This window comes from Fimbriimonadaceae bacterium, from assembly GCA_019454125.1.
GTDB lineage: Bacteria > Armatimonadota > Fimbriimonadia > Fimbriimonadales > Fimbriimonadaceae > JALHNM01.
In genome coordinates, this window is the sequence record CP075365.1 from 2,555,206 (window position 1) to 2,577,606 (window position 22,401).

Consider the following 22,401-nt stretch of genomic DNA (forward strand, 5'->3'; position numbering starts at 1 on the left):
TTAGCCCTTGGCCCCTTCGTGTTCCCGCTTGAGCCTCTTCGTCGCGAGGAAGAAGCAGACACCGCCGATAAAAAAGTGGACGGAGGGCATCAGAGCGAGTGAAGACCCGCGAATCTTGTAAATGTCGGACTGGCCCGGCCAAAGCACCGCGAGCTGGGTGGGGACCGGGTGCCACGCCAAGAACCTGATCGATTCGGGACCGCCCACCATGCCCGTCAGGGTCATCGGGACGATCGCGTAAGCAATGAAGAGCGCCGCCAGCGTCCCCAAGAGCGCGTTCGCGGTGGTCTTGGTGTGGGCCGAAACGAGCATCGTCAGGCCCGCCGTCATGAAAGCGGTCGCGACCAAGATCAAGAGGGTCCCGAGGAACACGAGGATCGAGGGCGTCCCCTCGAAGACCGTATAGCCGCTCTGCGACTTTGCCACCGCAAGGACGAGCGCCGGAACGGGTAACAGCAGCACGAGGAGGACTACCGGGGGCACCGCGCGGCACGCCTTTGCCGCCACCAGTTGCGCGGCTGAGACGGGCGCGGCAAGCAAGGTCTCCAAGCTCCGCTTTTCCCGTTCGCCCGCGAGCACGCCGTGGAGCGTCACGCTGACGCCGACCGCGGCCGCCACAGGGACGACGACCAAGATGATCGCCGGGTCAAAACTGGGCAGATAGGTGATGGCCGAGGCCAAGAGCGCACCGTAAGCGACCCCCACAAAAACGATCGCCAGAATGTACGGCGCGGACCACTTACCTGGGCGAAGGAACTGAAGCACGGGCCGTTTCGCTTCCACCATCGCGGGATTATCGAGGAACAGCTCTCGGGCAAAGCTCACGGCCGCGCCTCCTCGCCTGGTCTCGGGCTAAAGACGTAGTAGAGCAGCACCTGGCCCCGATCGTCGTCGCCGCCGATCACGCTCCCAAGCGGCAAGCCCATGACTTGCGCCCGAACGACGGAGGCCCCCGGCTCCAGCGGGACGTCCGGCGTCGGCTGCGAAGCCGCAGCCGCCTTCAACGGCTTTGTCTCACCCGGCGCAAGCGCGTCCAACGTGAAGGTCCCTTGGGCGGTGGAGACCACGATCTCGCCAAGCCGATAGCGGCTGTCGTTGGTCAGCTCTCCGCCCGCTACGAGCGCGGTCGCCTTCAGCCTCCAGTCGATAGGGACACGCTGAGTGAGCCGCATCTCCCGGAACGCCATATTGCTGGTCCGCACGGCAGGGGCGATCAGCTCAGGTCCGATGTCGAAGACGTTCTGGTCCCAACCGACCTTTGCGCTCGTCCCTGCAAAGGTCGTCCCCTGGGACGCAGGCATGAGCGTCTCCACGCCCTTCAATCCCAAGTCGTAGACCCCCGCCTTCGGGAAGAAAATCTGCTGCTTGCCCGCGAATGTGGCTTCGCCATACCCTTCCTGGACCACGATGACCCCTGTGGTCGAACGCGCCGCCGAGCCGGAGGACAGCGTTCCTGCGAAGGAAAAGAGCGCGGCGCCAAAACCCAGGCTCAGGAGAGGGCACGTGACCCACGCCCACTCCCGGCGGCGCAGCATCGCCAGGATGAAAAAGTTAAGGGGCACGACCGCTACGAGATAGCCCACCAAGATCATCGCGACCTGAGAGACCGGCGGGAGCTGGGCTTCGAAAGGGTCGCCACCGGGATCCCGGAAAGGCCCCCGCAAGCGCCGACGCCTTGAGTCGACTTGCTCCAGGTCGCTGCGCGCCTCCCCATTCTTGTTCAGGGGCAGGGCGAGGAACAGCTCGCGACGGCCCGGCCACGTAGCGAGCGCACCTTCGAACGGGTTGAACGCCCAATAGACCGCTCGGCCCACGCCGAACTGCTTCCGGACGATAAGAGGCACCTGGCCCAGCTTGACCTGCACGGTCGCCCACGGCGCGACCTTTCCGACCGCAAGCGTCACCGGAACCTTGAGGGGAGTACCCCCAATCGTGGCGAGTTCCGGCAAGGGCCCCGCCTCGCCCGCCCGTGCGCCAAGGACGGGGAGCACGTCCTGCCAGCGCGGGTCGTTGAGGATCGGGGTCGCGGCTCCTCCCACGAAGACGAGACAGCCGCCGCTCACCGTCCAACGCTTGATCGCCGCCACCGAAGCGTCCGGAAGCCTCTCCGCACCCTCGCCCAAAACTAGGGCGGAGATGCCTTCATAGCGGCTCGCCCGGGTCGGGGCGAGCTCAGGGGAGACCGTGACGGGGCTCACCTGCGCCGCCTTCTTGTCAGTCGAGATGAGAAACCGCAGGACATCGGGCGAGTCGCTGACCGCCCCGATGACGCTCGCGCTGGCCACACCGAACGAGCGTTCGATCGTGACGGTCTCGGTGCCGACGTTGGTGACGACCTCCGCCAAGGCGTCGCCATACGCGGTGGGGTCGGGAAGGTCCGCCACGAAGGTCTTGACGGAACCGCTCGGCAGTTCTAACGGGAACGTGGAGCCTGCCTCTCCGACGTGCACGCGAAGTGTCCCGACTGCGTTGGGCCCGCCGTTCGAAACCTGAACGACGTACGGCACTGGGCCAAACCCCTTGCCCGACCCCTGCCAGAGCGGGGTCGCCATGACCTTGATCTGGCCGAGCGCCCATCCGGAAATGGCGGAGCACGCCAGCACCATGCAGAACCGGAAGGCGCCCATAGTTCCTCGAGCTTTACATAAGCCGACGCCCGCGCCCATGGCAACTGTTCGGCAACGGGACCTCCCGGGTTGCACTTTCCTGAATTTTGTCCCACGATGAACTTAGCCTGCTCGCCACAGAGGCCGGAGTTCCCTAATTTATGGCGCTGGGCCTTGTTGTTCTCTGGTAACCGCTTTATAATTGCGAGTCACGAGCCGTGCCAGGTCAGCTTGGTGCTGGCTCTGAGGCGGCGTCCCCTCAACGGGACAAGGTCTCAAGCCTTTCGGGAGGTTAAGAACGATGAAGAAACTGATGGCGATCCTTATGGCGCTCAGCATCCTGGGTGCCTTCGTTGCGGGCTGCGCCCCCGCGGAAGAGGGCAGCGGCACGACTGGTGAGACTGGCACCACGGCTGGCGCCGGTACGGCTGGTACTGAAGGCGGCACCACCACCGGTCAGTAATCTGTAAGTCGGAGTTTCGTCCGACCGACGTCCCGGGCGGCCCCAAGTCCGCCTCACGACCTGCGGCGTCCTCATTCGAGGGCGCCGTATTTGATTTGGCCGACGAGGTCAGAGTCCGCTTTCACCTCGCCGCCGAGCAGGCAGTGGCGCACCACCCCGTTCACCGTGACGTCGGCCCCGGGCAAGACCACCGAGTCCTCGATGCGCGTGGCGCCCCGGACTTTGGCCCCTGCGCCGAGCACCACGTTCTCACCGAGCTCGCCCTCGACCTCCGCCGTCTCGTCCTTCAGGACACCGCCCGCGACCAGGAAGCGCGTCGTCTCTAAAAAGGAGTCGAGCGTCCCCGTGTCGAACCATTCGCCCTCGTAGATCCCGGCGAGGACGGTCTCCCCCCGGTCGATCAACATCTGGATCGCGTCCGTGATCTCGTACTCGCCCCGCCCGCTCGGCTGGAGGTCGGGTAGGACAGACCACAGCTGGGGGCCGAAGACGTACATCCCCGCCATGGCAAGGTTCGACTCTGGCTCGGCCGGCTTTTCGACCAGCCGCACGATCCGCTCTCCTTCCACCGTCGCAACACCGAAACGGCGCGGGTCCTCGACAGGCTTCACCAAGTTCAGGTTCGCGCACTTCGCGTCGCGGAACCGTTGCACTTGATCCTTGAACCCTTTGCCATAGATCGCGTCCCCCAGGTACAAGATGAAATCATCGCCCGCGACGAAGTCCTTGGCGAAGCCCACGGCGTGGGCCAAGCCCTTTGGCTCCACCTGGCGCACGTAGCTGAGGTTGAGGTTGAACGCCGATCCATCGCCCAGGGCCCCGCGCATGGCCGCTTCGCTCTCGCCGACGACGATGCAGACGTCTTTGACCCCGCACTCCTTCAACCGGTCGAACGCATAGCCGAGGGTCATCCGGTTCGCGATGGGCAAGAGGGGTTTCGGAACGGCCTTGGTGACGGGATAGAGCCGAGTGCCCTTGCCGGCCGCGAGGATGACGCCTTTCATCTGTGGCCCAAATGTTGGCACAGGCAGAGCGATGTAAACTGAAGCCCGTGCGCCGTGCTCTTGGATGGCTTTTGGCCCTGACTCTCGCGGGGTGTCGGCCAGAACCAGCCCCCGCCCCTTTGCCGAAATTCACGCCCGCCACTCCGCCCCACGAGGTACGGGAGAACTCGGGGCGCGCCTTCGACGAGTACGTCCTGGCCGGAGAGGAAACGCTCAAGATCGCACCGGACGTGGCAAGGCGCGTCTCCTTCACGTCCGGAATGCGCAAGAAGGTCGCCAAAGACCTTGCGGCCCCCATGGCGCGGCTCGCCCGGGCCGGCCAACTCCCCTTCGAACCCGTCGCCCGGCCTCGCACGACCACGGAACCGTTCGAATGGGAGATCGGCCTACGCCTTCTGGGACGCGCCCTTGCGTGGGACGCGAAGGACGCGGTGGAGCACGAAGACTGGGACCGGGCCGCGAACCGCGTGGGCACCGCCTACCGCCTCGCCCTCGACCTTTCCCAGGTCGATACGCCGCTCGCCACGCTCGGCGCCGCTATCGCCCATGAAGCCTCCGCGACCCTGACTCCCCACATCGGGCGCCTGCCCCTCGAGGTCTCGAAGAAACTCCAGTCCACCTTGGCCACCGCCCTCGCCCGGCAACAAGGCACGGCCCACTTGGAAGGCGACCTGCTCTCGATGCTGGCGGGGGTGGACACCGTTCGCGAGGCCTACGAGACCCACAAGACCGACGGCCTTCTCACCACTCTTGGCCGCGACGCCCGGCCCGGCGTGCTCTACCTCCAACGGCTCGCGCCAAAGGACGCGGCCACCTACTTCCTCGGCTTCTCGAACGAGATGCAGGATGCGGCGAAGCACTGGGCCGCCCAGGCGGAGCTTCCCGCCATCGACCGCAAGCCCTTCCAACCGACCGGCGAGCGCCCCTGGCGACGCTTGGCGAGGCACTGGCAAGAGGTGCCCGGGATCGGGCTCAAGACCCGTGACCTGTTGCTTGCGCGGGCGCGCCTCTTCGCGGTCGCCCTCGCCTGCCACCTGCAGGTGGAGCAGACCGGCAGCGCCCCCGAAAAGCTGGACCTGCCCCCCGCGCTGGTCACCGATCCCTATTCAAAGCAGCCCTTTGTCTACCTCGCAAGCGGGCCGGACTTCCGACTGTACAGCGTCGGCGAAGACGGAAGGGACGATGGGGGAGACACCGATTCGCTCGGCGTCAGGCCGGACGTCGTGCTCGATCCTGGGCTCTAGACTGGCCTCGCGGTCAGGGTCTTGGCCGCCACCCGGGCCCTCGGCCGCCAGACCGCCGCGCGCGTCTCATGGGCCTCCACGCGCTCGCTGCTGATGCCGTCGAGGCCCCCGGGCAGGTACTGCGCCGTGTGCTCGCTGACGACCAGCGTGCCGGGCTCCCCCGCTTTTTGCAGGTGCGCGCAAACGTCGATCACGTGGGCGAAGTTGACGCTGACGAGGTCTTGGCCCGGGGCCAGGACGCTCCCCGTGTGGACGCCTGCCCTCAACTCGATCTCACGGTTGAGCTTGTTCCGGAAGGCGTTGAACTCGAACAACCCGGACAAGACCGCCTTTCCGGCCGCCGCCCCGTGAACGGGGCTTTCAAAGACGCAGGTCACGCCGTCGCCCGCGGTGGAGTGGAGCCGCCCGCCGTGCTTCTCCGCGACCGTCTGAACGTACCGGTGGTACTCGTTGAACGTGAACTCTACATCTAGGTCGTCGTTGTCCGCCTTGATCCGGGTCGAACCGACGATGTCCACACTGAGGAAGGTCACGAACCGTTCGTCGCTGCGAAGTTTCTGTTGGATGTCCTGCAGTTGCTGCAGCAGGCTGTGGCGCTCGTTCACGGCGTCGGCCGTGCTGCTCTTACGGACCCGGCTGTACCAGGCGTTCGCCGCAAGGCCGAGCGCCGCAGAGGCACCCACCGCAACGAGCAGAAGCGCCGGGGCCGGGCCCTGCGAAGGCACGTTCGGGAGAAGACCGAGCAAGAACGTGAAGAGCGTGAGGGCCACGAACGCGACGCCGCCGAAAACGCCGCCGCTGATCGCGGCGACCTGGCTCTTCTTCGCCACCGCCGAGTTGGCCAGGGCCGCGATCACGAGCACGAGCCCCAAGGTCCCCATAAGGCCGCTGGCGTCCTGGATGCCCATGCGGACCGCTTCCATGAGACCCGCGCCCAGCCCGAGCACCCCCGCGATCGCGTGGCGTCGGGTCGCCGGGTCGAACGCCCGGAAGCTCGACTTGAGCCGGTCGAGGATGGACGCCTTCTTGGGCACGGTCGCCGAACGGACGGCAAGCCGGACGTAGTCTTCGGGCGCACCGGTGGCCTCGGCGACGGCCTGGATCGCCGCGTCGTCTAACTCCCCCAGCTCCTTGTGGAGACGGGCCGCCAGCTCTTGGATCTCGCCGATCCCGGACAGCTCGAACGTCTCGAAGCTTTTAAACTCGTTCGTCAGGCTCACCCTCCGCGCATTCTACAGCCGAGAGGCCATCCGGTTGCACCCAAATTTTTGCGCGGGGCACTTGGTGCCCCGTCAATCGGCCAGACACCCAGAAGGCGGAGGCGGTGGTCCGCCCGCCTGCGGCGGGACGAAGAGCGGAGCCGCGAGGCTGTTGTTCTGGCCCGCCTTCACCGTTCTGACCGGCACCGCACAACCCGGGTCGTCCATCGTGTAAACCTCGTTGATGTAGCGGATGGACTTGAAAAAGTTGGTGGGGATGCTGGCCCCTTTGATCGAGACCTTTCGCACCGTCGTTGGAATCTTCGCCCGGAAGACCCCGTTGTCGCCCGTCCTCGCGCCAGCCACGACTTCGCCGTTGGCGTTATAGAACTGGACCTGGACATAAACCATGCCCGCCGTCGAGCCGTCCGCCCGCACCGTGCCGCTGAAAGTCGTGTTGCCGGTGTCCGCGACCAGCGCGTCCTGCGAGAGCGTGACGACCTGCCCGGCAACCGTGGCACGCGCGCCGATCCGGAAGACCCCGGGCGGCTTGGCTAAGATCGTCAGACGCCCGGTCGAGGTGATCGTGGCCTGGCCCGGACCCGTCGAAATCGTGTAGTTGGTCGCATTCAGGACCGTCCGTTTCCCGGCCGGATCGTAGTTCACGAACTGCACGTTCGCGATATCGCCGACCTGGAGGTTCATCGGGTCGAGGTTCCCAGACCGGTTCACACCGATGAATTCCAAGTACTGCCCGGCGGGAGGCGCCTGGGTTCCGCCCGAACCGCCCCCGTTCCCGCCTCCACCCGAACCTCCCCCGCCCCCGCAGGCGACGACAAGCGCGAGCGCGATGAACGCGCAAATGGCTGAGAAGGTCGTGAGTCTCATGCTGATCCTGTTCTATTAAAGACGAGCCGGAGCGCGTCTCGCGGAGTCTCGCAGTTCTACCGCTATCCACCGGACGCGTGAGGCCCCTAAAGAGTTCGCCCTCCACAAGGTCGCGAATAATGAAGGCCCCCCGCGCCAGGGGCGCGAGGGGCTTCGCTGCTGGAGGGCGGCCTTGCTCAGGCCTTCTTGCGGCGGGCCATGAAGGCCGCGATGCCGGTGCCGAGAGCAAGCATGGTGGCCGGCTCCGGAACGGGTGAAGAGGTGACCGAGATGTCGTCAATCCCGATCCACTCGTCGTTGCCGACGGCGTTGGTCGTCATGATGCGGAACTGGAGGTTCGCAACGTTGTCAAAGGCGCCGAGGGTCACGCTGACCGGGGTGACGAGACCGCCCTTGTTCGGGCCCTCGGTCGCATCCGCGACGTAGCCGCCGGCGATGTTCGTCCAGGTGCCCGAGCCGCCGATGCGGTAGTGCACGGCGAGCTGCTGGATCGCATTGTCGCCGCCGTCCTCAAGGTCGATGACGTTGAAGCTGAGGGTGACGTTCTCGCGGCCCGTGGCGTTCATGAAAAGCTGCAGGTAGGGGGCGTCCGCGGTACCCGAACCCGTCAGGGCGATGGTCGGATTGGCGAGCTCAAACTCAGTCACGCCGCCCGTGCTGAAAGTGTTGGGGGCCGTCTGGTTCACGTTGACGTCGACGACCGGAGCCGTGTCTTCCTGGAGCAGCGTCTGGGGGTCGGTGCCGGTGAGGGTCGTGAGGTCGTCGCCTCGGTAACCCATGATGCTGGCCACGCCGGACCAGTTGTCGTTAGTGTTGAGAGCAGAGGTGTTGGTCCAGTTCTGGAAGAAGTTGCCGGTGCTGAGGTCGTGGACGGTGGTATCGGCGAAAGCGGAAACCGCGCTGAGTGCGAGCGCAGCGAGGGTGATGTGTCGGGTCATGTGAGTTCCTCTCGGATTTGGGCCAAAGCCTGAGCCTCTATTGCGTCGAGACCTCAATATGTGACTTGTCTAGGCCCTTCGGGCACTCACTTGAAGAGGGCGATCGTGACCCCTTCGCCCCCTTCGCCCGGCTCCGCCGTGCGGAAGCTGCGCACATCCTTGTGCTTTCTTAGCACGTCCCGCGTGACGTTCCGTAGCACGCCCTCCCCCTTGCCGTGCACGATCCGCACCGAAGGGACGCCGCCGAGCACGGCATCGTCCAAGAACCGCTCAAGTTCCTCGATCGCGTCCTCTGCCCGCATCTGCCGCAAGTGGATCTCTGTGCCCGCCGTCATCGCCTTCTGCAAACCGAGGCTCCGAGTGGGTGTGGACCGTTTCGTCGGGGGAGGTTCGACCGGGGTCAGGTCGGCCACCTTGGCCGTCATGCGAAGCGGCCCCACTTGGACGGACACTTGGTTGCCGCTCGGCTCTTCCAGCACGATGCCGGTCTGGGAGAAGCCCCGGATGCGCACCGTCGACCCGCGCGTGATCTGGACCTTCTTTCGGTCGGAAGCAGGGCGGGGCTTCGGCTTTGACTCTTCGACGAATTGGCGGCCTACGTCCTGCAATTGCTTCATGCGGTCGCGAGCGCGGTCCATGCCCTTCTGGCTGGGGTCCTTCTTCAACTCCTCGAAGATGTCGCTCGCCTCCAACCGGATCTCGCGCAGGAGGGCCTCCAGCTCTTCCACCGCCCGCTCCCGGACCTTGGTGCGCGCCTCCTCGGCGGCCGCGACCTTCGCCTCCGCCTCACGCTCGACTTCGCGCAGACGGGCGGAGAGCCGGTCGGCCTCCCCTTGCGCCCGGGACGCCTGCTTCTGGGTCTGTTCGAGCTTCTCGATCATCCGCGCGACGTCCTGCTGATCTTTGCTGACCCCACCGACAGCCTCTTCGATCACCGACCGCGGAACGCCGTACCGCTCCGCGATCTTCATCGCATGGCTGGAGCCCGGCACCCCCACCAAGAGCCGGTAGGTCGGCCGCAGCGACTTCAGGTCGAACTCCATCGAGGCGTTCAAGAACCCGGGTGCGTTGCTCGCGAGGATCTTCAGTTCGCCGTAGTGGGTGCTGGCCATCACCTTGGCGCCCGCTTTCTGGAAGGCGAGGAGCAGCGCCCGGGCAAGGTTCGCGCCCTCGCCCGGGTCGGTCCCCGCCCCGACCTCGTCCAGCAGCACGAGCGCGTCGCGCTTCAGGCCTGCGAGCGCCTCCGAAATGTTCTTGATGTGCCCGCTGAAGGTGCTGAGCGATTGTTGCAACGACTGCTCGTCGCCGATATCGGCCCAAATCTGGGAGAAGCAGCCGACCGTGACGCTGTCGGCCAGAGGCATCATGCCCGCCTGGGCCATCGCCACCGCGAGCCCGACGGTCTTGATCGCGACCGTCTTCCCTCCCGTGTTCGGCCCTGTGATCAGGAGCACGTCGACCGAGGGGCCGCCGGGGTTCGTGCCGAGGTCCATCGAGAGGGGCACGGCCAACTCGCGAGGGATCAAGGGGTGGCGCGCGTTCTTCACTCTCACGAAGGCGCCCTGCGCCCGCGTCGGGAGGCACCCGCCGGCCTCGCGCCCAAAACGCACCTTGGCGAGCACGAGGTCAAGTTCTGCCGCCGCTTCGAGTCCGTCGCGGATTTCCGCGCCGACCGCGCCGACCTTCTCGCTGAGCTCGGCCAGGATCCGGGCGATCTCTGCGCGCTCTGCCGCCTCGGCCTCGCGCAGGGCGTTGCCCAGCGCCACCACGTCCTCCGGCTCCACATAGATCGTGTGGCCGCTTGCGCTGGTGTCGTGGACGATGCCCCGGATCTTGCCCCGGTTCTCCGCCTTGAGCGGGATGACGTAGCGGCCGTCGCGCACGGTGTAGAGCGGATCGCTCAGCAACGTCCGCGTGGGCCCGCTCACGTAACTCTGGACGCGCTCCAAGATGCGCTGGGCCGCCCCCGCCTTCCGCGCGCGCAGCTCGCCCAGGGAGATGGAAGCTTCGTCGCGCACCGTGCCATCGCCGTCCAGGCTGTTCAGCAGCCTCTGCTCCAGCCGCTCGTGCGAGGGGAGTCGCATCGCCAGCAGGCTCAGCCGCGGCATGCTTTCCGCCTTGCGCTCGATGTGCCGCCCCGCGGACCGCATCGCCCTCAAGGACTCGCCCACCCTGTAAAGGACCTCCCCGTCCAAGACGGCGCCCTTCTCCGCGACCCGGACTTGCCCGGCGACGTCGCGGACACCGCGCAGGTCCACGGGGTCGGTGGCCAGCAGAGCGTCGGCCTCCTCCGTCCGCTCCAGCTCGAACGCGACGGCGTCCGGATCGAAGTGAGGCTCGATCTCTAGCGCGGCGTCCCGCCCAGGCACGGTGTCGCACGCCTCGGCAAGAAGCTGCCGGACGACGTCGAACTCGATCACGCGGAGGGCGTGCACTTTTTGATTGTGACGTCAGCGGACCCAGAGGCACGGGCGCTTCAAGGGGCCCGGCGAGAGCAGGCGGCATCCCGCGTCGCACGTCAGAATGGAGACATGAGCCTCCTGCTTGCGTTCCTCGTCGTCACCTCCGCCGAAAAGACGGTGACTTTGGATCCGACCGACGACATCTGGGTCTACCAGTTCGCGCAAGACCAGACGTCCGACCCCTACCTGCGGCTTTGGGGCGCGGGGGACACGGCCGTGAGCGAGATCACGCCCGGCCATCTCGGCTTCTCCTATTCGGGGCTCAAGTTCAGCCTCCCCGCCGATGCGGACGGCACGCTGAAGTCGGCCAAACTCGTCCTGACCCATTCCGGCGACCCCGGCTTCGAAGAAGAGGCGGCCAAGGCGAACCCGATCGAGGCGCGCGCCATGTCCGCGAGCTTTGAAGAGGAGAACTGGGACTACTCGATGGCCGCCAAGGTCCATCCGGTCGTTGAGGACTCGAGCGTTTTCGGGAGCGGCTGGGCCTACGCCCAGTCTGCAGAGACCCCGTTCAAGATCGAGATCGACCTCCTGAAGGGCCCCAACGACTTCCGCAAGCTCTTGGACAAGGCCCGAGAGGACAGCGGCCGGGCCGTGGTCCTTGCGCTGACGACGAAGCTCACGCCCGAGCAAGCCGGCGAGTCCTCGATCTATAAGGTCTTTTCCCGATCGGCCGAAGAAGACCGACGCCCGAAGCTGGTCCTGACCTTCGAATAAGCCTAACGCGGGCCGCGGAGCAAGCGAAGGCCGTTCAGGATCACGAGGACGGTGGACCCCTCGTGGCCCACGACCGCCAGCGGCAGCACCCAATTGCTGTGGTTCGGAAAGATGCTGTCGAAGAGCAGCGAGCCCAGCGTGAGGCACGCGATGACGCCGCCTGCGAAGATCAGGTTCGCCCGGATCGTCGCATTGGTGGCGCGGCCCAGGCGCAAGAGCTCGGGCAGACGGTTCAGGTTGTCCTGCATCAGCACGACGTCGGCCGCGCTCAGCGCGACGTCGCTACCAAGCCCGCCCATCGCGACGCCGACATGGGCCCGGGCCAGGCTCGGCGCGTCGTTGATCCCGTCGCCCACGAAGAGGGTCGAACCTGGGGATGCCACCGCCTCCGCCACGATCTTCTCCTTGTCCTCAGGAAGGAGTCCGCTATGGACCTCGTCGATACCGACCTCCTGGGCCACCGCCATCGCGGTCTCACGGTTGTCGCCCGTCACCATGGCAATGCGGCTCACGCCGAACTCTCGAAGGCTCTCGACGACCGCCTTGGCCTCGGGCCGGGGGCCGTCCCGCAGCCCGAGCGCAGCCCACGTGTCCTTGTGCTGCATCACGGCCACGGTCATGCCCTTGCGCTGGATCTCGGCCACATGGCCGAGGAACTCGGCTGGCAGGCCGTCGTCCTCGAAGAAGCGCAGCTGCCCGACCCGGACGACGTTGCCCTCCACGACCGCGGTCACACCCATGCCGGAGACGGCCCGGCTGTCCGTCGCCTCGGGGACGTCGAGGCCTTGCTGTCGCGCGCCCGCCACGATCGCCTCCGCGAGCGGGTGCGTGCTGTACTGTTCGGCAGAGGCGGCGACCCTCAGGATGTCCGCCGCTTCGTCCGAAAGCGGGTCGTGGCCGTTCCAACAGGCCCGCCCCTCCGCGCAATGGTGGTCGCGGCCGGCGGCCACGGGAGTCTTCCCACAAACGCAAATCTCGGAGAGCACGGGGCGTCCGACCGTGAGCGTGCCGGTCTTGTCGAAAAGCACGGTCTTGACGGTGCCGCTCGACTCGATGAACTCGCCGCCACGAATGAGCAGGCCCTTTCGGGCCGCCCAGGCAAGGGCGGAGAGGGTAGTCGCCGGGGTCGAGATCACAAGGGCGCACGGGCTCAGCGCCACCAGCAAGGTGAGCGAAGCGTAAAGCGCCTCGCCGCTCGGCTGGCCGATCAGGAACCTCACTACGACCGAGAGCGACGCCGCGCCGATCACGAAGAACGTGTAGCTCTGGCCGAACCACTGGCTCACCCGCTCCCCGCTAGCCTTGTTCTGTTGCGTCTCTTGGACGAGGGTCACGATGCGGTCGAGCGTCGTGTCCCCCGAGGGGCGCGTCACCCGCACGACCACCATGCCGTCTTGGTTCTGGGTGCCCGCGAAGACGTGGTCGCCCAGCGTCTTGGGGACCGGCACCGATTCGCCCGTCATCGCGGATTGGTCGACGCTGGTCTCGCCTTGCACCACCTCGCCGTCCAAGGGGAAAAGGTCGTAGGGCAGGACGCGGACGCGCTGGTCCACCTTCACCGCGGCCGTCTCCACCGTGGTGTCGCCAGAGCTCTCCACCAGGAGCGCCTGGTTGGGCCGGAGCTTGATCAAGCCTTCGATCGCAGAGCGCGTCCGGGAGAGGGCGAATTCTTCCAGGGTCGAGGACAGGCTGAAGAGGAAGAGCAGCACGGCCGCTTCGACAGGGTGGCCCAGGGCGACCGAACCGGCCGCCGCCAGCAACATGAGGACGTTGACGTCGATCCGCCGCTCCCGCACCGCGTTCCACGCAGCGAGCACAGCGAAGTAAGAGCCGGCGAGGACGGCGACATAGGCAGCGACCGGGGTGACCTCGAAGAAGCTGACGACCAGGGCCAGGCCGCAGACGACCGTCAGCGCTACCTGGATGTTTCGGGCCCAACTCGACTCCGGGGCTCTTTGACCTGTGTCACAGCAACCCGCTGCCATATCCTATTCTAGCCCTGATGCAGAGGGGCTCCACCACACTGCGCGGGCGATCCAGCCCCCACCCGTGTAAACTTGGCCATGGCCCTTTCCCGTGACCAGTTGGCAATGCGCGCCGCGAAAGAACTTCGTGACGGTTTCTACGTGAACCTCGGGATCGGCATTCCGACCCTTGTGGCGAACTTCATTCCTGCGGGCGTGGAAGTCGTCCTGCAGAGCGAGAACGGCATGTTGGGCATGGGGCCCTTTCCCTTCGAGGGCGAAGCCGACCCGGACCTCATCAACGCAGGCAAGCAAACGATCACCGAGATCCCGGGGACCTCTTACTTTTCCAGCGCCGACTCTTTCGGCATGATCCGCGGCGGGCACATCGACCTCTCCGTGCTCGGCGCCATGGAAGTCAGCGAGAAAGGCGACCTGGCGAACTGGATGATCCCCGGCAAGATGGTGAAGGGCATGGGCGGGGCGATGGACCTGGTCGCCGGCGTCAAGCGGGTCGTGGTCGTGATGGAGCACACGAACAAGGCGGGCGAGCCCAAGATCCTCAAAGAGTGCACGCTGCCCCTGACGGGCAAGGCGTGCCTGGACCTGGTGATCACCGACCTCGCCGTTTTCGAGGTCGAACGGGGCCGGGGAATGCGCCTGATCGAGCTCGCACCAGGCGTGGAACTGGACGAAGTGAAGGCCAAGACGGAAGCGGCCTTTGAAGTCGCCCCGAACCTGCAGACCGTCGCGGTCTAGGCCGCTTTGCGCCGGGGCCGGGCTGCGCCGCCGTCCAGCACTTCGAGAGTCGGCCGTTCTGCCGTCTCATAGCTCAGGAGCCTTCGGTCCATCCCGAGCTCCGGGATGAGGCCCCTCTCCGTGGTGCCCTCATCGATCCACTCCATCAGCAGCTTCGCGTGGCGACGCAAGAACTCCGTGTTCGGCTGGATGCCGGAGACCAGGGTGTCGAAGATGTGGTGCTGGATCAGGTCGGCCTCGTTGAGGATGTTTCGAATCGACATAGCGCGCTCCCAATCGATTGTCGGTCGAATAGCCGCGGCAACCCAGCCCCAAGCATAAACAAGGTCTTCGGCCAGATTCCCCAGCGAACCCTGCCCCCGACTGCCAGAATCCAGGTTGGTGGGTTATCCGCTCCGCACCCATATCAGCCGCCTCCACCCCTATTCGCCGGGCAAACCCATCGAGGAAGTCCAGCGCGAGCTGGGGCTGACCGACGTCGTGAAGCTGGCCAGCAACGAAAACCCCTACGGCCCTTCGCCGAAGGTCGGGGAAGCGCTGCGGGCCGCCGTCGGCTCGCTCCACCTTTATCCGGACGCCGGGGCACGGCGTGTCCGGGAGGCGCTTGCCAGCCATCTGGACGTCGCCTTCGACCAAATCGCCCTGGGTAACGGCAGCGACAACCTTATCGGCCTCTTGGGGGCGGTCTTCCTGGGCGGCCCCGGAGAAAGCGTCGTCATGGGGACGCCGTCCTTCGTCCGCTACGACGCCTGCGCCGGCGCCGCGGACTCCCGGCTCGTCCAAGTCCCGCTTGACTCAAACCAGCGGCACGACCTGCCCGCGATGCGCAAAGCCATTGACGAGACCACCCGCCTGGTCTTCATCGCGAACCCGAACAACCCCACCGGCACCGCGGTCCTCGATTCCGACCTCCGAGCGTTCCTGTCCGACGTCCCTGCCACCGCCTTGGTCGTGCTCGACGAGGCGTATTTCGAGTACGCCCGGGCAGAGGCTTCCTATTCGAACGGCGTCCGGCTGTTGCAGGAAGGGTTCAGAGTGGCCGTGCTCCGAACGTTTAGCAAGGCTTATGGCCTAGCAGGGTTGCGCCTGGGCTACATGGTCGCCGACCACCAAGTCGTGGACGCCATCGACCGGGCCCGTGAACCCTTCAACGTGAACAGCCTGGCCCAGGTCGCGGCCCTCGCCGCCCTGCAGGACCAAGCTCACGTCGAACGCTGCGTCGCCCTCAACCGGGTGGGCCTAGAAAGAATGGTCCAAGAGGTGCGGGCCATGGGCTTGGCATGCGTGCCGAGCCTTGCCAATTTTCTCGTCGTGGAGCTCGATCGCGAAGCTGGCCCCGTCTTCCAGGGCCTGCTGGAGCGAGGCGTGATCGTGCGAAGCGGAAACGTCCTGGGGATGCCGCGAACAATCCGCGTCAGCGTCGGGACAGAATCAGAGGTGGAGAAGTTCTTGACCGCGTTCACTGAAGTGATGAAGCTAGGGGTCCCCGTTTGATCGTCGTTATGCGCCCTGGTGCAAACCAGGTCCAAGTCGCCCACGTGTCCGAGAGCCTCGAGCTGCACGGCTACGTGGTAAAGCCCATCGTCGGCGCCGAGAAGTCGATCGTCTGCGCGGTCGGGGGCGACGAGCATAAGCAGTACGATTTCCTGGAGCAGTTGAAGTCGTTCGACGGCGTCGAGGACGTCCTGCTTATCACCAAGCCTTACAAAGCGGTCGCCCGGGAGACGGTCGGTGGGCGTTCGACCGTCGACGTCGGCGGCGTCCTGGTGGGCGGCAACGAGGTCGTCATGATGGCCGGGCCCTGCACGGTCGAGAGCGAGGAGCAGACGATGACGACCGCCGCGGCGGTCGCCGCCGCCGGAGCAAAGATTCTTCGCGGCGGCGCGTACAAGCCTTCCACATCCCCGTATTCTTTTCAGGGCATGGGCGTGCCGGGATTGGAGATCCTACGCGAGGCAGGGCGTCGATTCGGACTCAAGGTCGTGACTGAGGTCATGGATGTCCGCAAGATCGAGATGATCTGCGCCTATGCCGACGTGCTCCAGGTGGGCGCGCGGAACATGCAGAACTACGACCTCCTGCGCGAGGTCGGCCAGTGCCGGGTACCGGTGCTGCTGAAGCGGGGCATGACCGCGACCTATAACGAACTGCTGCTGGCCGCGGAGTACATCGCCACCGGAGGGAACGATAAGATCATGCTCTGCGAACGGGGCATCCGAACCTTCGAGTCGTACACCCGCAACACGCTCGACATCGGAGCGGTGCCTGCCTTGCAGAACCTCTCGCACCTGCCTGTGGTCATTGACCCCTCGCAGGGCACGGGTCGCCGCGACCTTGTCGAGCCACTCTCTCGCGCTGCCATCGCCGCCGGAGCAGACGCGTTGATCATCGAGGTTCACCCGAACCCGGACGAGGCGCTCAAGGACGGTCCGCAAAGCCTCACCATCGACGGCTTTGTCACCATGATGCCCGGCCTCGCGCGGGTGGCTGAGGCGGTCGGCCGGTCGATGGCGGTCGGTGCTCCGGTCGGTTAGGCCCGCCCTGCGGTAAGCCCAACGGGCCCTATAAGTCCTATGCGCCCCGAGGAGCGGGCGCATGCTACGGCCATGCCTGCCCTGCGCGACCGTGTCAGCGCTGACCACGCCTTCCTCTCCGACCTCCGCCACGAGTTCCACGCCCACCCGGAGGTGATGTACGAAGAAGTCTGGACGTCCGCACGCGTGAAACGGGAGCTCGAGGCGCTGGGTGTCGAGCACGTGGCCGGGCTCGCCGGGGGCACCGGCATCCTTGCGTGGCTGCCTGCCACCGGTGAGCGCAAAGCGACCGTCGCACTGCGCGCCGATATGGACGCGCTGCCCATCCACGAGGAGACCGGCCTCCCCTATGCCAGCCAGGTTCCCGGAAAGATGCACGCCTGCGGGCACGACGGGCACACCACAATCTTGATCGGAGCGGTGCGCGCGCTCGCCCAGGAGGCCGAGCGGCCGAACGAGGTGCTCTTCCTCTTCCAGCCCGCCGAGGAGGGAGGGGCCGGGGCCAAGCGCATGGTCGAGGACGGAGTGCTTGCCGGGCGGGTGCTGGGCTCAAAGCCGGACGTCATCTATGGCCTCCACGGAAACCCCCTTATCGAGCAAGGCACGATGACGGTCCGCAACGGGCCGATGATGGCCGCGACGGACGAGTTCATCGTCCACCTCGAGGGCCGGGGTTGCCACGCGGCAATGCCGCACCTGGGCACCGACCCAGTGGTCGCGCTGGCGCAGGTCGTCACTGCGCTGCAGACGGTGGCCAGCAGGAACGTCTCGCCTCTTGAGAGCATTGTCTTCAGCGTGACGACGCTGACGGGCGGTGCGGCGCACAACGTCATCCCCGAAGCGGCCATTTTCAGCGGCACCATGCGCACCCTCCGTCCAGAAGAGCGCGAGCTCGGCAGGCGAAGGTTCTATGAGATCGTCGAGGGCGTGGCGGCCGCAATGGGCTGCTCGGCGACGATCAGTTGGCGGGTCGGCTACCCCGTCACCGCCAACGACCCCTGGGCGACCGACCGGTTCCGACGCATCGCCCGCGCCACATTCGGCGAGACCCGGATCCAGGAGGAAAGGCACCCGACGATGGGCGGCGAAGACTTCAGCTTTTACGGAGCCGAGTGCCCCGCCTGTTTCTTCTTCGTCGGCACGCGTCGCCCCGAAGATGAGAGTCCCGCCCTGCTCCACACGCCCCGTTTCGACTTCAACGACTCGGTGATCCCGGATTGCGTCGAAACGATGTGCCGCCTGGCTTTGGAGGCCGTCTAGTCCCGGCCCTTGGAGTGCGGAGGCACAACTCCGCTATGGATTAGCCGGCTTGACGGCTAATCTCTCGGCCTCAACGGCTCAAAATCATCGAGCACGCGGACTTGGTCAGTCTTGAACGACTGAACAGTCTTGACGTAAGGCCGTCGCTCTCCAAGGTGGGAGAATGCGAGCGCTGAGCACCAGCGGTAGTCCTCGGCACGGCTTACAAGTCCATGCCGCACCGGGTTCTCTAGGACGTAACTCAACCTGGCATATCGACTCTTTTCGTCGTCAAGGAACGTGTCCCAATACTGGTACCAGACTTTGCGACCTGGGCAGTTGTCGGTCGCGTTCACTTGCCGCGCCGTCTGTGTATGGAGGTGTGACAAAAACTTCGCCAAGGTTTCCGGACGCTCTGTCTCAGCAACAAAGTGATAGTGGTTCGAGAAGACCGCGTAAGCTTCAAGTTTCCAAGCGTACCGATCGGCGAGCGTCAAGAGGCTATCAACGACAAACGTCAGAAGGACCGCGGTCGGGAAAAAGTGTTGCTTCTTGTAGGTGCCCGCTGTGACAATATAGGATCCCGGCTTGTCCAGGTAGTGAGTGGGTGCGTGCGGGTACCTCCTTAACCCTTGGCAACGTCTTTTGCTTCGTCCGTCATAGGCGAAACCGTACCCGACATTGGGCGTCAAGCCGCCCAATCCATAGCGGAGTCTAGCCTCCGCACTCCACGGACAGCGGAAGGTAGAGTCTTAAAGGCATGGAAGCCCAGCGCGAGCTCGAGGTGTTGATCCGGGCGAAGTACCCGATCGTTTATGTTGCCTCCTGGGAGGAACGGCGCGTCGAAGAGGCGTTGGCGGAGGTCGCCAAAAAGTTGGAGCGCACGCTCCACACCTGGAGCGTCACCCAAGGAATGAAGCCGGCCGTCGCCCGGCCCGGAGACTCCGCCAAGCCGAGCGGCCTAGGCCCCGAGTTGGCCGCGCTGGCCGTCGTCCATGAGGCGCCGGAGTTCACGATGTTCCTGTTGCGCGACTTCCACCCCTACATCAAGGACAACCGCGTGGTGCGCCTTCTCCGCGACCTGGCCGGCAAGCTGCGCGGCGCGGCCAAGACCCTCTTCATCGTCTCGCCGATGCTGAGCCTGCCGCCCGAACTTGAGAAGGAGGTGACCGTGGTCGAATTCCCCCTGCCCGAGGCGGCCGACATCGAAGCGCAGATCGACCGCATCGTGGAGGCCGTGAAGGGGAACCAGAGCTTGGACACCACGCTGACCCCGGAGAAGCGCGAGGCTATCGTGCGCTCCGCCCAGGGCCTCACGACCGATGAGATCGAGTCCGCCCTGGCCCGTAGCTTGGTCGAGACCAAGAGCCTCAGCATCGACCAGATCATCGAGGAGAAGAAGCAGATCGTCCGCAAGACCGGCATGCTTCAGTTCTATCCGGCCGACGCCAAGCTGGAGGACGTCGGTGGCCACGACCTGCTGAAAGAGTGGCTCATCCAGCGCAAGAAGAGCTTTACCGACGCGGCCCGCGAGTTCGGCATCCCCTATCCAAAGGGGATCTTGCTGCTCGGCGTGCAAGGCTGCGGCAAGTCGCTCGTGGCAAAGGCGGTGAGCGCCGCGTATGGCCTGCCGATGTTGAAGATGGACGTCGGCCGTATCTTCGGCTCGCTGGTCGGGCAGAGCGAGGACAACATGCGCCGAGCGATCCGCATCGCCGAGTCGCTCGCGCCCTGCATCCTCTGGATCGACGAGTTGGAGAAAGGCTTCGCCGGCATGAGCGGCAGCGGGGTCAGCGACAGCGGCACCACCGCCCGCGTCTTTGCCAGCTTCCTCACATGGATGCAGGACAAGACTAAGCCCGTCTTCCTCGTCGCGACCGGCAACGACGTCTCGCTGCTCCCTCCAGAACTCTTGCGCAAGGGGCGTTTCGACGAGATCTTCTTTATCGACCTGCCGGATGAGAAGGAGCGGCAGGACATCTTCAAGATCCACCTGAAGAAGCGGGGCCGCGACCCCAAGAAGTTCAAAGTGCCGGAGCTCGCCAAGCAGACCGACGGCTACAGCGGGGCAGAGATCGAACAGGTCGTGGTCGGCGCGCTGAACCACGCGTTCTACGACGGTCGCGAACTCACGGTCAAAGACCTGACCGACGAGGCGAAGGCGCAAGTGCCCCTCAGCCGCATGATGGCGGAGGATATCGCCGCCCTTCGCAACTGGGCGAAGCTGAGGGCCAGGCCCAGCGCGAAGCGCGCCCTGGATCCGGCTTAAAAAGAATCCCGGGCGGGACGAGGACTATACTAGGCGCACATGCCGCGCTTCGACGTGTCCATCGACTACTTGGTCTCGTTCTTGCAGGACCTGATCAACACGCCCAGCCCGACCGGAGACACGGAATGGGCGGCGGGCTTCGTCCAAAACGAGATCGAGTCGATGGGCGTGCCCTGCATGCGGACGACCAAGGGCGCCGTCGTCGCGACCTTTGAGGGCCTGCGCAATGACAAGCCCCGCGCCCTCACCGCCCACATCGACACGCTCGGGGCCATGGTCGCCGAGATCAAGTCGAACGGTCGGCTGCGAATGACGCCCCTGAACGGCGTGATGTGGCCTTCGGTCGAGAGCGAGGGCGTCGTGGTCCGGACCCGCAGGGGTGCGCAAGTCCGCGGCTCCATCGTGCTGAAGAACGGCGCGGCCCACGTCAACCGCGACGCGCGCACCGCCCCGCGCGACGCCGACAACCTTGAGGTGCGCCTGGACGAGCGCACGACCAGCAGAGAAGAGACGCGGCTCCTGGGCATCGACGTGGGCGACTACGTCGCCTTCGACCCTCGGTTCGAGGCCGGAGAAGCCGGGTTCGTCCGCGCGCGTTTCTTGGACGACAAAGCCGCCGTCGCCTGCGTGATGGCGGCGGTCAAAGCCCTGACCGAGGCAGGCGTGAGCCCTGCCCAGCGCACCCACCTGCTCTTCAGCAACTTCGAGGAGGTCGGGCACGGGGGCATGGACGGCCTTCCCGAGGACCTGCACGAGTTTCTCGTGGTCGATATGGCGTGCGTCGGCGAGGGCCAGAACGGGGACGAGTTCCACTGCTCGATCTGCACCAAGGACAGCAGCGGCCCCTATAGCCATGATTTCTCAGACCAACTCCGCAGCATCGCAGACCGGGCGGGGATCGAGCTCCGGCCGGACGTCTATCCCCACTACGGTTCAGACGGATCAGCCTATTGGGCTTCCGGCGGAAAGGCGAAGGTGGCCCTCATCGGGCCGGGCGTGGACACCAGCCACGGATACGAGCGCACACATCGCGAGGCGCTGCGTGACACCGCGTTGCTGATCGCCGAGTACTTGATCGAAGAATAAGCCCGCGGCTGGCGGAATCCCCGCCAGCCGCACAAGCCCAGAACTTACTTCTGCGGCGGGTTGACCGCGAAGATCTTCAGCGTGCCGAGGCCCGCGGTGGTCGCGAAGAAGCGGCCGTCGCCCGTGAATGCGACCGGAGAGCCTTCGTTTCCGGTGTCCGGAATCTTCGCGATCGTCTTCATGGTCTTCGTGTCCCAGATCACAACTTGGCGGTCGCTGCCCGAGCTCGCCGCGACCTTAGAGTTCGGGGCAATGGCGACGCGGACGGCCCAGTCTTCGTGGAACTTGCCGCTCCCGATCTGCTTCCGCGCGGTCGGGTCGAACATGCGCACTTTTCCGTCACGCCCCGCGACCAAGGCGAGGCGGCCGTTGCCGTTCACCGCGATCGAGTTGATGCCGGCCGCGCCAGGCGTCTTCATCTTGGCGGCCACTGCATACGTCTGCGCGTTGTAAAGGCGGAACTCGTCCGTCAAGGTGCCCACGACAAAGCCGCCGGACGGGATGAAGCCGATGCCGTAGAAATTCTCGCCCACTCCCTGGATGCTGCCGACCGGGTTACCGCCGGCCGTGTTCCAAATCTTGATGGACTCGTCCTCGCCGACCGAGGCGATCCGGGTGCCGGTCGGGTTGAAGGCGACGAAGGAGATGCCGCGCTTGTGGCCCAGGTCGCGCGGGAATTCACGGATCTTCTTCCCCGTCTTCATGTCCCAGATGTAGAGGCGGGCGGATTCGTCCGCGGTCGCCAGGCGCGTGCCGGTCGCGTCGAACGCGATGGCCGTCACCGCAAAGGGGTGGCCCTCCAGTGCGAAGACGGTCTGCATCTTCGTTGTGTCGAAGACGCGGACCTTGGAATCTTCCGTGGCGAACGCGATGCGTGGGCCCGTCGGGGCGGCGGCTAGGGCGGAAACGAGGAACTGGTCGAACGTCTTAACGCTCTTGACCGTGATGGCCGGGGCGGCCGGGTTCAAAACGAGGGCGGCTATTGCTGTGGTGAGCATCCTTTCTCAAACTACCTCCGACTGTCAGACG

Annotated in this window: 20 protein-coding genes; 9 read left to right on the plus strand and 11 right to left on the minus strand. The window is 65.7% G+C overall.

Features of this window, described 5'->3' with window-relative positions:
- Both KF733_12415 and KF733_12420 read right to left on the minus strand, forming a co-directional pair.
- Positions 1-825, minus strand: a complete 825-nt coding sequence (locus tag KF733_12415; protein ID QYK55798.1) for an ABC transporter permease subunit — start codon at positions 823-825, stop codon at positions 1-3.
- The gene (locus tag KF733_12420; protein ID QYK55799.1) at positions 822-2,627 is read right to left on the minus strand and encodes a hypothetical protein; all 1,806 of its coding nucleotides are present in this window, start codon (positions 2,625-2,627) and stop codon (positions 822-824) included. The genes KF733_12415 and KF733_12420 overlap by 4 nt, the downstream gene beginning before the upstream one ends.
- A 280-nt stretch (positions 2,628-2,907) precedes the next feature.
- Between KF733_12420 and KF733_12425 the strand changes: the two genes are divergently transcribed.
- Positions 2,908-3,069: a hypothetical protein gene (locus KF733_12425; GenBank protein ID QYK55800.1), complete on the plus strand. Its 162-nt coding sequence runs from the start codon at positions 2,908-2,910 to the stop codon at positions 3,067-3,069.
- A 71-nt stretch (positions 3,070-3,140) separates the two neighbouring features.
- Here KF733_12425 and KF733_12430 read toward each other — a convergent pair whose 3' ends face one another.
- Positions 3,141-4,073, minus strand: coding sequence for an NTP transferase domain-containing protein (locus KF733_12430; GenBank protein QYK55801.1), 933 nt, complete (start codon positions 4,071-4,073; stop codon positions 3,141-3,143).
- A gap of 47 nt (positions 4,074-4,120) precedes the next feature.
- Between KF733_12430 and KF733_12435 the strand changes: the two genes are divergently transcribed.
- On the plus strand, positions 4,121-5,317 hold the full coding sequence (locus tag KF733_12435) for a hypothetical protein (GenBank protein QYK55802.1): 1,197 nt from the start codon (positions 4,121-4,123) through the stop codon (positions 5,315-5,317).
- On the opposite strand, the gene KF733_12440 is transcribed toward KF733_12435, so the two are convergent.
- The 4 genes from KF733_12440 to KF733_12455 all read right to left on the minus strand — a co-directional run bounded on the left by KF733_12440 (position 5,314) and on the right by KF733_12455 (position 10,777).
- Positions 5,314-6,537, minus strand: a complete 1,224-nt coding sequence (locus KF733_12440) for an adenylate/guanylate cyclase domain-containing protein (GenBank protein QYK55803.1) — start codon at positions 6,535-6,537, stop codon at positions 5,314-5,316. The genes KF733_12435 and KF733_12440 overlap by 4 nt on opposite strands.
- Positions 6,538-6,609: 72 nt before the next feature.
- On the minus strand, positions 6,610-7,404 hold the full coding sequence (locus tag KF733_12445; GenBank protein QYK55804.1) for a hypothetical protein: 795 nt from the start codon (positions 7,402-7,404) through the stop codon (positions 6,610-6,612).
- Between the two features lie 176 nt (positions 7,405-7,580).
- Positions 7,581-8,342, minus strand: a complete 762-nt coding sequence (locus KF733_12450) for a PEP-CTERM sorting domain-containing protein (GenBank protein ID QYK55805.1) — start codon at positions 8,340-8,342, stop codon at positions 7,581-7,583.
- An 86-nt stretch (positions 8,343-8,428) separates the two neighbouring features.
- Positions 8,429-10,777, minus strand: coding sequence for an endonuclease MutS2 (locus KF733_12455; protein ID QYK55806.1), 2,349 nt, complete (start codon positions 10,775-10,777; stop codon positions 8,429-8,431).
- A 96-nt stretch (positions 10,778-10,873) separates the two neighbouring features.
- Here KF733_12455 and KF733_12460 point away from each other — a divergent pair, with 96 nt between their 5' ends.
- Positions 10,874-11,521, plus strand: a complete 648-nt coding sequence (locus KF733_12460; protein ID QYK55807.1) for a hypothetical protein — start codon at positions 10,874-10,876, stop codon at positions 11,519-11,521.
- 2 nt (positions 11,522-11,523) lie between these two features.
- Here the strand turns inward: KF733_12460 and KF733_12465 are convergent, their stop codons facing one another.
- A complete protein-coding gene (locus KF733_12465; protein ID QYK55808.1) occupies positions 11,524-13,506 on the minus strand; it encodes a cation-translocating P-type ATPase in 1,983 nt (660 codons plus the stop codon).
- Positions 13,507-13,584: 78 nt separating this feature from the next.
- Here KF733_12465 and KF733_12470 point away from each other — a divergent pair, with 78 nt between their 5' ends.
- On the plus strand, positions 13,585-14,244 hold the full coding sequence (locus KF733_12470; GenBank protein ID QYK55809.1) for a CoA transferase subunit B: 660 nt from the start codon (positions 13,585-13,587) through the stop codon (positions 14,242-14,244).
- On the opposite strand, the gene KF733_12475 is transcribed toward KF733_12470, so the two are convergent.
- Positions 14,241-14,507, minus strand: coding sequence for a hypothetical protein (locus tag KF733_12475; GenBank protein ID QYK55810.1), 267 nt, complete (start codon positions 14,505-14,507; stop codon positions 14,241-14,243). The genes KF733_12470 and KF733_12475 overlap by 4 nt on opposite strands.
- A 118-nt stretch (positions 14,508-14,625) precedes the next feature.
- Here KF733_12475 and KF733_12480 point away from each other — a divergent pair, with 118 nt between their 5' ends.
- From KF733_12480 to KF733_12490, 3 genes are all read left to right on the plus strand, one after another.
- Entirely contained in the window at positions 14,626-15,738 is a 1,113-nt protein-coding gene (locus tag KF733_12480) for a histidinol-phosphate transaminase (GenBank protein ID QYK55811.1), read from the plus strand.
- 8 nt (positions 15,739-15,746) lie between these two features.
- A complete protein-coding gene (gene aroF, locus KF733_12485; GenBank protein QYK55812.1) occupies positions 15,747-16,778 on the plus strand; it encodes a 3-deoxy-7-phosphoheptulonate synthase in 1,032 nt (343 codons plus the stop codon).
- A 72-nt stretch (positions 16,779-16,850) separates the two neighbouring features.
- On the plus strand, positions 16,851-18,038 hold the full coding sequence (locus KF733_12490) for an amidohydrolase (GenBank protein QYK55813.1): 1,188 nt from the start codon (positions 16,851-16,853) through the stop codon (positions 18,036-18,038).
- A 56-nt stretch (positions 18,039-18,094) separates the two neighbouring features.
- Here the strand turns inward: KF733_12490 and KF733_12495 are convergent, their stop codons facing one another.
- Positions 18,095-18,718 (minus strand): transposase, encoded by a 624-nt coding sequence (locus KF733_12495; protein QYK55814.1) that lies wholly within the window; start codon positions 18,716-18,718, stop codon positions 18,095-18,097.
- A 59-nt stretch (positions 18,719-18,777) separates the two neighbouring features.
- Between KF733_12495 and KF733_12500 the strand changes: the two genes are divergently transcribed.
- A complete protein-coding gene (locus KF733_12500) occupies positions 18,778-20,286 on the plus strand; it encodes an AAA family ATPase (GenBank protein QYK55815.1) in 1,509 nt (502 codons plus the stop codon).
- Between the two features lie 39 nt (positions 20,287-20,325).
- A complete protein-coding gene (locus tag KF733_12505) occupies positions 20,326-21,372 on the plus strand; it encodes a M42 family metallopeptidase (protein ID QYK55816.1) in 1,047 nt (348 codons plus the stop codon).
- Positions 21,373-21,416: 44 nt separating this feature from the next.
- Here KF733_12505 and KF733_12510 read toward each other — a convergent pair whose 3' ends face one another.
- Positions 21,417-22,370 carry a WD40 repeat domain-containing protein gene (locus KF733_12510; protein QYK55817.1) on the minus strand — a complete coding sequence of 318 codons (954 nt, stop codon included), beginning with the start codon at positions 22,368-22,370 and terminating at the stop codon, positions 21,417-21,419.
- Positions 22,371-22,401 lie beyond the last annotated feature (31 nt).